Source organism: Streptomyces uncialis, from assembly GCF_001905345.1.
GTDB classification, from domain to species: domain Bacteria; phylum Actinomycetota; class Actinomycetes; order Streptomycetales; family Streptomycetaceae; genus Streptomyces; species Streptomyces uncialis.
Map to the genome: position 1 here is coordinate 323,024 of NZ_LFBV01000006.1, position 12,365 is coordinate 335,388.

Sequence of the window (12,365 nt, forward strand, 5' to 3'; positions counted from 1 at the left end):
CGGCGCCCGGGTCCGCGGGCCCGTTCCGCGACCGCGCCAACCCCATCAGCAACGCCGAGCCGAGGAGAACCGTCCGTGGAGAGCTCACCCCGCGTCGCCCCCGGAACACCACGGGGGATCGAGGCCATCGAAGGGATCGAGGGGATCGACACCAGCCGGGCCAGCGCCGCCCGGATGTACGACTACTACCTGGGCGGGACGCATCATCTGCCCGCCGATGTGGAACTGGCGCGCCAGGTCGTCGAACTGCTGCCGGAGACACCGCTCATCATGCGCGCCAACCGCGCCTTCCTCCAGCGGGCCGTGCGGTACTGCGCCGGGGCGGGAATACGCCAGTTCCTCGACATCGGATCGGGCATCCCGACGCAGGGCCCGGTGCACGAGGTGGCACGCGCGACCGACCCCGGGATCAAGGTGGTGTACGTCGACAACGACGACGCCGCCGCGCTGCACGCCGCCGAACTGCTGGCCGACGACCCCCTGTCGGAGGCCGTCCAGGGCGATCTACGTGATGTGGACGGGGTACTGGGCCACCCCGGGGTACGGCGACTGATCGACTTCGACGAGCCGGTCGCGCTGCTGTTCCTGTCGGTGCTCCAGTTCATCCCCGACGAGGACGACCCGCGGGCGCTGGTGGCCCGGTACCGCGACGCGCTGGCGCCGGGCAGCCATCTGGCGCTGTCCCACGCCACCGACGAGGGCCTCACCGCGCAGGCACCGGAGATCACCGAGATCTACTCCCGCAGCGCCAACCCCATCCGCTACCGCAGCCGGGACTTCGTCCTCGGTCTGTTCGACGGCTTCGACCTGGTCAGGCCGGGTCTGGCGAAGCTGATGGAGTGGCGCCCCGACGGCACGCCCGAGGAGCGCGAACTGGCGGCCCGGGTGCACGGGGCCGCGGGGGTCGGTGTCAAGCCCCGTTCCACAAGTCGTTAACCGCACACTCACTCGTACGGCGGAGTTGTTTCGATCTACCGTATGGACAGCTGGTACGGTCGTACGGTAACTCGATCACGCCTGACGAGCGAGAGAGAACGGCCCATGTACCACGCGACACCGGCTCCGGCGGCGGGGCGGCCCCACCCTTCCGCCGCCGGAGCACCCCACCCCACCGGACGGAGCCGGACGGCCCGTCCCGCTCGCCCGCGCCCTGTGGCCCCGGCGATCGCCGGGGCCCCGGCCGCCACCCCCCACCCGCCGAGACAGGCCCCGCACCGCCACTGACGCCGGCGCGCGCCCCACCCCCCACCCGGACGACCCACCGGCCCGACACGCCACGGCCGTTGTGCGACGGCCGGCCGGACCCGCCCACCACACGGGTCCGTGACCGCCGACCGGACGTCGTACCGCGATCGCCACCCGCGCACGGAGCGTTCCGCGCGCCCTCCCCCCACCACCGTCACCTTTCATCACCCCGTCGCGCACGGCTGTGCCCCTGCGGCACGCCCGTGCTCCGGACAGCACCGTCCCCCTCCCCGTCATGTCCCGCCGGTCCCACCCGGCGCGCCCAGGGCCGAGCGCCCGGGGCCATGGCGGACCGCGCCGCGCGCGGCGGGAGCCGGTGCGGTCCGGTCGCGACGGGCCGGACCGACCCGTACCGAGACCAAGGAGACCCCATGCCCCTTACCCGTGAAGAGCGCGAAGTGTTCCTCGCCGAAGCCCATGTCGCGGCGATCGCGCTGGACTCGGGCGACCCGTACCGGGCCCCCGTCACCGTCCCCGTCTGGTACCAGTACGAGCCGGGCGGCGACATCTGGATCATCACCGGTGCCACGTCCCGCAAGAGCACCCTGATCGCCGCCGCCGGGCGCTTCACCCTGCTGGTGGACCGGACCACGCCGACCACGCGCTATGTGTCGGTGGAGGGTCCCGTCATCAAGACGATGCCCGCGACCCGGGACCACTACCACGAGATGGCGTCCCGCTATCTGCCCGCCGAGAGCGTGGACGCCTATCTCGCCCACGCCGAGAGCGAGCAGGGCGAACAGGTGGTCTTCCATATGCGTCCCGAGCGCTGGATGTCCGCGGACCTCGGCGGGGCCTGACCGGGCCCGAAGGGACGGCGTACCGGTGGACAGGACCGGTACGCCGTCCCGCCGCGTCCCCGGGGCGCGCTACAGCGGGGTGACATAGGCGCCGGAGATCCCGCCGTCCACCAGGAAGTCGGTGGCGTTGACGAACGACGAGTCGTCGCTGGCCAGGAACGCGACGGCGGCGGCGATCTCGTCGGCCTCGGCGAAGCGGCCCACGGGGATGTGGACCAGCCGCCGGGCCGCGCGCTCGGGGTCCTTGGCGAACAGCTCCCGCAGCAGCGGGGTGTTGACGGGCCCGGGACACAGGGCGTTGACGCGGATGCCCTCCCGGGCGAACTGCACACCCAGTTCCCGGGACATGGCGAGGACGCCGCCCTTGGACGCGGTGTAGGAGATCTGCGAGGTCGCGGCGCCCATCCGGGCGACGAACGACGCGGTGTTGATGATGGAGCCCCGGCCCTGGCGCCGCATATAGGGCAGGGCGGCCTTGCAGCAGAGGTAGACGGAGGTCAGATTGACCTCCTGGACCCGCTGCCAGGCGGCCAGCCCGGTGGTGAGGATCGAGTCGTCCTCGGGGGGCGAGATCCCGGCGTTGTTGAAGGCGATGTCGACCGAGCCGTAGGTGTCGTACGCCGTCCGGAAGAGTTCGTCGACCTGCCCGGCGTCGGTGACGTCGACCCGGACGAAGGTGCCGCCGACCGCGTCGGCCGACGCCCGGCCCGACTCCTCGTCGATGTCGCCGCAGACGACGCGCGCGCCCTCCGAGGCGAGTCTGCGCGCGGTGGCGAGGCCGATACCGCTGCCCGCTCCGGTGATCACGGCGGTACGGCCCACCAGCCGCCGGCAGACGGCCGCGGCGGGTCTGTCGTCGTCGGTGCGGGCGGGGTCGGCTCCGGGGGTGTCGGTCATGGGCGGTCAGACCTCCGTGCTGAGGAAGATGTTCTTGGTCTCGGTGAAGGCGGTCAGCGCGTCGGGCCCCAGCTCACGGCCGAGCCCGGACTGTTTGTAGCCGCCGAACGGGGTCCAGTAGCGGACGCTGGAGTGCGAGTTCACGGAGAGGTTGCCCGCCGCGACCGCCCGGGATACCCGCAGCGCGCGTCCCAGGTCCCGGGTCCACAGCGAACCGGACAGCCCGTACTCGGTGGCGTTGGCGAGCCGTACCGCGTCGTCCTCGTCGGTGAAGGGGAGCACCACGGCGACCGGCCCGAAGACCTCCTCGACAGCCGCGGGCGCGTCCGGGGCGAGACCGGTCAGCAGGGTCGGCGGGAACCAGAAGCCCGGTCCGGTGGGGCAGTCGCCCCGGACCCCCGGCAGCTCCCCGGGGACGTACCCGCGGACCCGGTCGAGCTGGGCGCGGGAGATCAGCGGCCCCATCTGGGTGCGTTCGTCGGCCGGGTCACCGACCCGGACCGCCTCGATCCCGGGGGCGAGCAGTTCCAGGAACCGGTCGTACACGGTGTCCTGGACGAGGATGCGGGTGCGGGCGCAGCAGTCCTGGCCGCTGTTGTCGAGGAAGGCCATCGGCGCGCTCGCGGCGGCGGCCTCGATGTCGGCGTCCGCGAAGACGATGTTGGGGCTCTTGCCGCCGAGTTCGAGGGTCACCCGTTTCACCCGTGCGGCGCACTTCGCCATGATCGCCTTGCCGACCCGGGTGGACCCGGTGAACACGATCTTCGCGACCCCGGGATGGGCGACCAGCGCGTCACCCGCGACGGGTCCGGTGCCGGGCAGCACCTGGAAGAGATGTTCGGGCAGCCCCGCCTCACGGCCCAGTCCGGCGAGCCGCAGCGCGGTGAGCGGGGTGGTCTCGGCGGGTTTGAGGAGGACGGCGTTGCCCGCGGCGAGGGCGGGCGCGACGCCCCAGGCGGCGATGGGCATGGGGAAGTTCCAGGGGGCGATCACCCCGATCACCCCGAGCGGTTCGAGGATCGTGAGGTCGATCCCCCCGGGTACGGGGATCTGGCGCCCGGTGAGGCGTTCCACTCCCCCGGCGGCGTAGTCGAGGAGGTCGCGGACATTGCCCGCCTCCCAGCGGGCGTTGCCGATGGTGTGTCCGGCCTCCCGGACCTCCAGTGCGGCGAGTTCCCCGATCCGCGCGTCGACGGTGGCGGCGAACCGGCGCAGGGCGCGGGCCCGGTCGGCGGGCGCGAGGGCGGCCCAGCCGCGCTGGGCGGCGGCGGCCCGGGTGACGGCCCGGTCCACATCGGCGGCGGTGGCGCCGGGGACGGTGGCGACGACTTCCTCGGTCGCCGGGTTCAGCACCGTCAGTTCGTACGGTGCGCCGGGGTCACGGGGTGGGCGGAGCGGGTCGTCCTCGTGCTCGTGCGGCAAGGCGTTCCTCACAGGCGTTCGAAGGAGCGGCGCAGTTCCCAGTCGGTCACCGCGGCGTCGAAGGCGTCGAGTTCGACGCGGGCCATGGTCCGGTAGTGGTCGACCACCTCGTCCCCGAAGGCGGCGCGGGCGATCGTGCTGTTCTCCCAGAGCCCGGCGGCCTCGCGGAGGGTGGTGGGGACCCGGGCATGTCCGGCGGTGTAGGCGTTGCCGGTGCAGGGTTCGGGGAGTTCGAGCCCGTGTTCCACCCCGTGCAGCCCGGCGGCGATCAGCCCGGCGACGGCGAGGTAGGGGTTGACGTCGCCGCCCGGGAGCCGGTTCTCGAAACGGGTGCCGGGCCCGTGGCCGACCACCCGCAGCGCACAGGTCCGGTTGTCATGGCCCCAGGCGACGGCGGTCGGCGCGAACGAGCCGGGCTGGAAGCGTTTGTACGAGTTGATGTTCGGCGCGTACAGCAGCGCGAAGTCCCGCAGCGCGGCGAGCTGACCGGCGAGGAAGTGCCGCATCACCGCGGACATCCCGTCGGGCCCGTCTCCCGCCATCACGGGTCGGCCGTCGGGGCCGGTGAGCGAGAGATGGATATGGCAGGAGTTGCCCTCCCGGGCGTCGTACTTCGCCATGAAGGTCAGCGAGCGGCCCTCCTGGGCGGCGATCTCCTTGGCACCGGTCTTGTAGACGGCGTGCTGGTCGCAGGTGACCAGCGCCTCGTCGTAGCGGAACACGATCTCGTGCTGGCCGGGATTGCACTCGCCCTTGGCCGACTCGACGGCCAGTCCGGCGCCCGCCATCTCGTTGCGGATCCGGCGCAGCAGGGGTTCGACCCGGCCGGTGCCGAGGATCGAGTAGTCGATGTTGTACTGGTTGGCCGGGGTGAGGCCCCGGTAGTCGGCGTCCCACGCCTGCTCGTAGGTGTCCTCGAAGACGATGAACTCCAGCTCGGTACCGACCTGGGCCGTCCAGCCGTGTCCGGCGAGCCGTTCGAGCTGCCGGCGCAGGATCTGCCGGGGCGCGGCGGCGACCGGTGAGCCGTCGGCCCACGCGAGGTCGGCGAGCAGCAGGGCGGTGCCGGGGTGCCAGGGAATCCTGCGCAGGGTGGCGGGGTCGGGACGCATGGCGAAGTCGCCGTAGCCGCGGTCCCAGGAGGACATGGCGTAGCCGTCGACGGTGTTCATCTCGGTGTCGACGGCGAGCAGGTAGTCGCAGCCCTCGGTGCCGTGCTCCAGGACCTCGTCCAGGAAGAAGCGCGCGGCGAACCGCTTGCCCTGGAGCCGTCCTTGCATATCGGGGAAGGCCAGGACGACGGTGTCGATCCCGCCGTCCGCCACGAGGGCGCGCAGTTCCTCGACGCCGAGCGGGGGTGTGCGGTCTGCCACGGGGACGGCCTCCTTCGGTGCGCCGGCGCCTAAGGTATTACCCGCGGCGCGCCGCCGGGCGGGTACCGGCTGCACGACACGTTCCCCGATCCGGCCCCGTCGGAACCGGTCCGCTCCCCCGGCCACCCCGCCGGGAACGCCACGCTCCGCGCCGCCCTGGACGATCCGCCGGACCGCGTCCCTCCGCCGAGTTCACTCCATGGAGTGATGGACCGTCAGAAGGAGTGTGCCCGGTGAGCAGGCCGCTGATCGGAGTGAGCACGTACCGCGAGCACGCGCGGTGGGGGGTGTGGGAGCTGGAGGTGGCGCTGCTGGCGATCGGCTATCCCCGGCTCGTGCAGTCCGCCGGAGCCCTCGCCGTACTGCTGCCGCCCGACGACCCGGCGCACGCGGCGGCGGCCGTGGCCCGGCTGGACGGGGTCGTCGTCGCGGGCGGCCCGGACGTGGAGCCGGTGCGGTACGGGGCGGAGCCCGATCCCCGGACCGGCCCTCCCGCGCGGGAGCGGGATGCCTGGGAACTCGCCCTGATCGAGGCGGCGCTCGCCCAGGGGACACCGCTGCTCGGGGTGTGCCGGGGGATGCAACTGCTGAACGTCGCGCTCGGCGGGACGCTCGTCCAGCATCTCGACGGCCATGTGGAGCGGGTCGGCACGTTCGGTACGCATCCCGTCACGGCGGTGCCGGGCACGTTGTACGGGGCGCTGGCCCCCGGGGTGTCGGTGGTGCCGACGTACCACCACCAGGCGGTGGACCGCCTCGGGACGGGACTGGTGGCCTCGGCGTTCGCGGAGGACGGCACGGTGGAGGCGGTGGAGCCAGCGGAGGGCGGCGGGTGGGTGCTGGGGGTGCAGTGGCACCCGGAGATGGGGGACGATCTCCGGGTGGTACGGGGGTTGGTCTCAGCGGCGGCGGAAGGCCGCGGCTGATCCCCTTCGGGGCGTCATCCGCGCGAACAGGAATCCCTGTCACCGGTGGACCGGGGCGGGGCCGCCACACCCGACGAGGCACCCGGCCTTCCGGTCAGGGACCCTTGCTTGCGGAACCGGGACCTACTCCAGGCTGTTCTCGACGGCCTCGAAGATGTCCGAGTCGGTCTCCCTCTGCCAGTCCGGCAGGTCGGGCCAGTCGGCCACGTATCCCGGCTTAGGGTCCTCGAAGTGCTTGAACATCTGTGCCGTCCAGCTCGTGGCGACGAACCGGCTCTTCTGCTCGCGCGACAGACGGGAAGCGTGACCACCACTCAGTTCGAGCAGCTGGCGTACCTGTTCGTAGACGGCCCCCGCGGCCTCACGTTCCCAGTCCGGCGTCTGCTCCCATGGAGTCACGTAGCCCGGCTTCGGCTCGCCGGGGAAGTGCTTGCGCACTCCCGCGATCCACGCCTCACGAAAGACCCGCGCGCCCTCGGTGGTCATGCCATCCCCTCTCGTCACGCCGACAGACCGCCGATCTCGGCCTTCAGTTCGGCGACACCCCGGTCCCGCCCTACGGCATCCAGCTCGGCGGTCAGGGTCGAGAGTCTACGGATGGCATACCCCGACCCGGAGGCCCGCGCCAGCGCCAGGGCTTCCCGCCCGTACCGCACGACCTGCTCCGAGTCCTTCCGTCTGGCCCCGATCGCCGCCAGATCCACGAGTACCGCGCCCCGGCGCCGGAAGGAGGGTCCGACGGCCGGCGGACCGAGCTCCAGCGCGTCCTTCAGGGCCGCCTCGGCCAGGTCGAGGCGGTCGAGCTGGAAATACCGGGCTCCGCGCTCCTCCGCCAGACGCGAACCGTCGAAGCGCAACCATCCGGCGGCCGGCTCCCGGTCACCGAGGTCGGCCACCTTCTCGGCTTCGTCCAGGGCGGCCTCACAGGCGTTGAGGTCTCCGAGGCCGGCAGACGCCTCGGCCTGCACCGCCGCGGCCCAGTACTTGGTGGCAAGGCCGCTGTCCCCGCGCAGGGCGACGCGCCGCGCGGCCCCCAAGGTGTCAGCGGCGCGCCGGTAGCGACGCTCGGAGAGATCCACGTAGGCGCTGCGGATCAGGGCGCACGCCCACAGGTCGTAGGCCCCGGCCTCCTTGCTCGCACTGGCCGCCAACGCGTAGGAGGAGGCGGCGTCGTGGTTCCGATCGGCGTCGAAGGCGAGCTCGCCCGCCAGTTGGAACAGGTCCCCGGCCGCGACACGGAGCGAACCTGCCCGGCCTCGTCCGTCGCGCAGCGCATCGTTCAAAGCGATGAGCTGCGACTGCACCGCGGGGTACACCGAGTGCTTGGCGCGAGCGAGCCGGTAGACCTGCCACAGGTGACCGTTCATCCGCTCGAAGCCACCGGCACCGCCTTCCAGGGCACTTGCCCCGCCCGCGGGCACGGCGGCGAGCGGGCCCGAAACCGCCATGAGGTGCAGGAACTCACGTCGGATCATCTCGTCAGCGTCCCCCGGGCCGTAGTAGGCACCCGACGCGAACCGTCCGGGCTCCGGCGGCACCGCAGCCGGGGTGAGCAGAGCGTCGAGTTCTTCAAGGTCCATCTGTAGCACAACCGGTCGGGCAACCTCGTCTCGCTCAACATGGTGTGCTGCCCGAACCCGCACCATCCCGAACTCATCTGCCCGCTCACCTGACGCACGAAAGGGGCGCGGGGAACTGCGCGAAAGCGAGGGCAACACGCACCCGACGAACAAGGCACAAGCAGCAGGGGTGCCCCGAAAGGGGCGCGGGGAACCGCGCGAAGACGAGAGCGACCCGCGCCCGGCGAACAAGGCAACAGCACCAGGAAGCGCCCCGAAAGGGGCGCGGGGAACTGCGCACCCACGAACGACCCGCACAGGGACAAGTGGGTCCAGCCGGGCAGACCCACCGGCGCGCGGGGAACCGTGCGAGAAGCGGACGACCAGCACCCTGCACAGCCACCCGCACGGGCCCCCCACGGGTCACCAGTGGGTGAGGGTGAGGAGGTCCCGGGCCGGACCCGTGGGGCGGGGACCCCGGGGCCAGGTCGCACGCAGGGCGCGGGTCAGGGCGATGTCCTGGAGGGGGACGGCGACGAGGCGGCGCGCGGCCAGTTCCTCCCCGACCGCGAGTTCGCTGAGCACCGCGGGCCCCGCCCCGCCCACCGCCGCGGCCTTGACCGCGGTGGTGGACGACAGCTCGATCAGGGGCCGGGCCAGCCCACCGAGCGCCGCGGCCAGCACCTCCCGGGTCCCGGAGCCCTCCTCCCGAAGGATCAGCGGGGTCCGCGTCAGCTCGTCCCCGGCCACCGGCCGCCCGCGCCGGGCCCAGGGATGCCCGGGCGCCGTGACGACGACGAGCCGGTCGTGTCCGATGACCACCGAGTCCAGGCCGGGCGGCACGCCCACCCCCTCGACGAACCCCAGGTCGGCCTCGCCGGACAGCAGCCGCCCGGCGACCGCGGCGGAGTTCCCCGCGAGCAGGGACACCGCGGTGTCCGGGTGGCGCGCGCGCAGCGCGATCAGCCAGCCGGGCAGCAGATACTCGGCGATGGTCATGCTCGCGGCGACCCGCAGCCGCGAGTCCCGCCGGTCGCGCAGCGCCTGCGCCCCCGCGTCGAAGACCTCCGCCGCCTCGACGATCCGCCGCGCCCAGTCGGTGACCAGCGCTCCGGCGTCGGTGAGCCGGGACCCGCGCGGGGAGCGGTCCACCAGGGCCACCCCGAGCTGCCGTTCCATCGCGCGGACGCGGCTGCTGGCGGCGGGCTGGGTGATGCCCAGCTCCCGGGCGGCCCTGCCGAGGCTGCCCAGCCGGGCCACGGCGAGCAGCAGTTCCAGTGCCCCGAGGTCCGGCACCCGGTGCGCGAGCGGACCGCTCCGCTGCCCGCTTTTGCTCCCTTGACCCATAAATCCAGCTTATGCCCTCATAGCAACAACACCCCTGGTGGGCGGTCGGCCGCCGCGCGACGGTGGACCCATGCTCCATACCGCCGCCCGTCCCCGGATGTCCCCGCCGCCCGCCGGACCGCCCGCCGCCGGGGCCGCGGTCCGGCCCGGCACCCGTCATCTCGGGCCCAACTGGTACGCGTGTGTGATGGGGACCGCGATCGTGGCCACCGCCGGGACCGCGCTCCCCGTCCGGGTGCCGGGGCTGCGGACCGTGTGCGTGGCGGTGTGGGCGCTGTCGGTGCTCGCGCTGGCGGCGGTGACGGCCGCGCGCGCGGTGCACTGGCGGCGGCACGGGGACCAGGCCCGCGCGCATCTGCGTGACCCGGCGATGGCGCCGTTCTACGGGTGTCTGTCGATGGCCCTGCTCGCGGTGGGCGCCTCGACGGTCGCGGTGGGCCGGGACGTGCTCGGCGAGCGGGTCGCGGTGGTCCTCGGCGCGGCGCTGTTCACCGTGGGGACGGTGACCGCTCTCGCGGTGGCGGTGGTGATCCCGTATCTGCTGGTGGTGGTGCGGCGTACACCCCCGGCGCGTCCGGCGCCGGTGTGGCTGCTGCCGGTGGTGGCCCCGATGGTGGCCGCGGCGACCGGTCCGCAGTTCGTGCCGTACCTGCCGGCGGGGGCGGCCCGGGGGACGCTGCTGTTCGGCTGCGCCGCGCTGTTCGGGATCGGGCTGCTGGGCACCCTGATGATGCTTCCGGCGGTCTTCGCGACGCTGGTGGCGGACGGTCCGCCGCCGCTCGCGCTGACCCCGACGCTGTTCCTGGTGCTGGGGCCGCTGGGGCAGTCCACGACGGCCGCCGGACGGTTCGCGGAGCTGGCGCCGGACGCGGCCTCGGCGGCCCACGCGCGCGGGTTCGAGGCGTTCGCGGTGCTGTACGGCGTGCCCGTGACGGGGTTCGCCCTGCTGTGGCTGGCGTTCGCGGGCGCGCTGGTGGTGCGGGCGCGGCGGCGCGGTATGCGGTTCACGATGACGTGGTGGGCGTTCACCTTCCCGGTGGGCACCTGCGTCACGGGCGCGGCGGCGCTGGCCGACCGGACGGGACTGGCCGTGTTCGGGGCGCTGGCGGTGCTGCTCTTCGTCACGCTGGCCGGGGCCTGGACGGTGGCGGCCGTCCGGACGGTCCAGGGGCTGGCGCTCGGAAGCCTCCCGGCCGCGCCCCGCTGACCGGGCGGGGCGTACGGGTGTCCGGGGCCCGGCCGGGTGTCATCTGCGGCGCAGCAGCTCCCGCAGCCCCGCGCCGACGGTCCCCGGCGCCTCCGCCAACGACGGCCCGTACCAGGTGAGATGACGGCCGCTGACGAACGCCGCGGGGAACGGCAGCGCGTCGGGTCCGTCGTCGGGGCCGAAGGGGTACGGCTCGTCGGGCAGGACCGCCAGATCGGCGCCGCAGGAACGCAGTTCGTCGAGCGGGACATGGGGATAGCGGTCGGGATGGCCCGCGTACAGGTTGTCGACCCCGAGGCGGGCCAGCATGTCCCCGGCGAAGGTGTCGCGGCCGAGGACCATCCAGGGCCGCCGCCACACCGGTACCACGGCCGTGACGCGTTCCCAGGGTTCGGGCAGCCCGGACCACACGGACTCGGCGAGATCCAGCCAGGCGGGCCGTCCGTCGGCGCCGCACGCCTTGAGCACCCGCTCCAGTTCGCGGAACGCCTGCTGGACCGTGCGGATCTCGGTGACCAGGACCTCTACGCCGGCCGCCCGAAGGGCGTCGAGGTCGGGGCGGCGGTTCTCCTCCTCGTTGGCGACGACCAGGTCGGGGGCGAGGGAGACGATCCGCGGCACATCGGGGTTCTTGGTGCCGCCGACACGGACGGCGCCGAGGTCGTCGGGGTGGGTGCACCAGTCGGTGACGCCGACGAGGGTCCCGGGCAGGGTGGCGGCGACGGCTTCGGTCAGTGAGGGCACCAGGGAGACGATCCGGGCAGATTTCACGGGATCAGACTAGTCAGCCGGAATGTGCCACGGGAGGGAGTCGATCTCATCTCCTCCGGTCCTGCACAGCGTCGATGTGCTCGGCGACGGCCACCACCAGGACCCGGGTGTCCGGTTCGGTGGCCCGCCAGCGGTGCCGCACTCCCCCGGTCAGGTACAGGGTGTCCCCGCGGCCGAGGCGGTGGGCCCGGCCCTCCGCCTCGATCTCGACGGCGCCGTCCGCGACGTACAGCAACTCGTCGTTGCGGTGCTGGAATTCACGGGCCGTGTCATGGTCGCCGGTGAACTCGGTGGCGTGCAGCTGGTGGTGGCCGCGGACCAGGGAGCGGGCCCTGCTGCGCTCCCCGCCGGGGGACCGGAGGTCCTGGCCGGGCGGGGTGTCGGCGCGGACGACATCGACCGTGCAGGCGGGATCGGCGGCGGCGAGCAGCTCGACCGCGGTGGTGCCGAGCGCGTCGGCGACCTTCTCCAGGGAGGCGCGGCTGGGCCGTGCCCGTTCGTTCTCCACCTGGCTGAGGAAGGGGACGGACAGCCCGCTGCGCTCCGCGACCACGGCGAGGGTGAGTTCCAGGGACCGTCGCCGCCGCCGTACGGCGGCGCCCACCCGAAGGGTCTCCTTCTCGTCCATCGCTCCGGCTCCCTCCCGTGTCCGTGGTGCCGTGTGACCCGTCCGGGGTCTCCGTCGGGTTTCTGCACCCTACGCGTGTTCGGCAAACGGCCGTCGCCGGGATCACCCGTGAGGGGCGGGCCCCGTCGTGCGACGGGGCCCGCCCCTCATGGTCGGACATGATCGGCGGTTCGGCTCGCCGGAGCCGGAT

12 protein-coding genes are annotated in these 12,365 nt (G+C 73.3%); 4 read left to right on the forward strand and 8 right to left on the reverse strand.

The window, feature by feature from the left end:
• The first annotated feature begins 75 nt into the window (after positions 1 to 75).
• Together AB852_RS23910 and AB852_RS23915 are read left to right on the forward strand one after the other, a co-directional pair.
• A complete protein-coding gene (locus AB852_RS23910) occupies positions 76 to 936 on the forward strand; it encodes an SAM-dependent methyltransferase (protein ID WP_241561684.1) in 861 nt (286 codons plus the stop codon).
• Positions 937 to 1,616: 680 nt separating this feature from the next.
• On the forward strand, positions 1,617 to 2,045 hold the full coding sequence (locus AB852_RS23915) for a pyridoxamine 5'-phosphate oxidase family protein (RefSeq protein WP_073792225.1): 429 nt from the start codon (positions 1,617 to 1,619) through the stop codon (positions 2,043 to 2,045).
• A gap of 69 nt (positions 2,046 to 2,114) precedes the next feature.
• Here AB852_RS23915 and AB852_RS23920 read toward each other — a convergent pair whose 3' ends face one another.
• From AB852_RS23920 to AB852_RS23930, 3 genes are read right to left on the reverse strand one after another with little or no spacing between them, the layout of a single operon-like run.
• Positions 2,115 to 2,942, reverse strand: a complete 828-nt coding sequence (locus AB852_RS23920) for a 3-oxoacyl-ACP reductase (RefSeq protein ID WP_073792226.1) — start codon at positions 2,940 to 2,942, stop codon at positions 2,115 to 2,117.
• A gap of 6 nt (positions 2,943 to 2,948) precedes the next feature.
• Positions 2,949 to 4,364, reverse strand: coding sequence for an aldehyde dehydrogenase family protein (locus AB852_RS23925; RefSeq protein ID WP_425444188.1), 1,416 nt, complete (start codon positions 4,362 to 4,364; stop codon positions 2,949 to 2,951).
• 8 nt (positions 4,365 to 4,372) lie between these two features.
• Positions 4,373 to 5,737 (reverse strand): glutamine synthetase family protein, encoded by a 1,365-nt coding sequence (locus tag AB852_RS23930; RefSeq protein WP_073792227.1) that lies wholly within the window; start codon positions 5,735 to 5,737, stop codon positions 4,373 to 4,375.
• A gap of 233 nt (positions 5,738 to 5,970) precedes the next feature.
• Here AB852_RS23930 and AB852_RS23935 point away from each other — a divergent pair, with 233 nt between their 5' ends.
• A complete protein-coding gene (locus AB852_RS23935) occupies positions 5,971 to 6,663 on the forward strand; it encodes a gamma-glutamyl-gamma-aminobutyrate hydrolase family protein (protein ID WP_073792228.1) in 693 nt (230 codons plus the stop codon).
• A gap of 123 nt (positions 6,664 to 6,786) precedes the next feature.
• Here AB852_RS23935 and AB852_RS23940 read toward each other — a convergent pair whose 3' ends face one another.
• The 3 genes from AB852_RS23940 to AB852_RS23950 all read right to left on the reverse strand — a co-directional run bounded on the left by AB852_RS23940 (position 6,787) and on the right by AB852_RS23950 (position 9,569).
• Complete coding sequence (locus AB852_RS23940) at positions 6,787 to 7,149, reverse strand: hypothetical protein (protein WP_073792229.1); 363 nt, start codon at positions 7,147 to 7,149, stop codon at positions 6,787 to 6,789.
• Between the two features lie 14 nt (positions 7,150 to 7,163).
• On the reverse strand, positions 7,164 to 8,243 hold the full coding sequence (locus tag AB852_RS23945; RefSeq protein ID WP_073792230.1) for an NsdA family TPR-like regulatory protein: 1,080 nt from the start codon (positions 8,241 to 8,243) through the stop codon (positions 7,164 to 7,166).
• 402 nt (positions 8,244 to 8,645) lie between these two features.
• Complete coding sequence (locus AB852_RS23950; protein ID WP_073792231.1) at positions 8,646 to 9,569, reverse strand: LysR family transcriptional regulator; 924 nt, start codon at positions 9,567 to 9,569, stop codon at positions 8,646 to 8,648.
• A gap of 70 nt (positions 9,570 to 9,639) precedes the next feature.
• Between AB852_RS23950 and AB852_RS23955 the strand changes: the two genes are divergently transcribed.
• Complete coding sequence (locus tag AB852_RS23955; protein WP_073792232.1) at positions 9,640 to 10,776, forward strand: TDT family transporter; 1,137 nt, start codon at positions 9,640 to 9,642, stop codon at positions 10,774 to 10,776.
• A 39-nt stretch (positions 10,777 to 10,815) separates the two neighbouring features.
• Here the strand turns inward: AB852_RS23955 and AB852_RS23960 are convergent, their stop codons facing one another.
• Together AB852_RS23960 and AB852_RS23965 are read right to left on the reverse strand one after the other, a co-directional pair.
• Positions 10,816 to 11,547 (reverse strand): helical backbone metal receptor, encoded by a 732-nt coding sequence (locus tag AB852_RS23960; RefSeq protein ID WP_073792233.1) that lies wholly within the window; start codon positions 11,545 to 11,547, stop codon positions 10,816 to 10,818.
• 46 nt (positions 11,548 to 11,593) lie between these two features.
• A complete protein-coding gene (locus AB852_RS23965; protein ID WP_073792234.1) occupies positions 11,594 to 12,175 on the reverse strand; it encodes a helix-turn-helix domain-containing protein in 582 nt (193 codons plus the stop codon).
• Positions 12,176 to 12,365 lie beyond the last annotated feature (190 nt).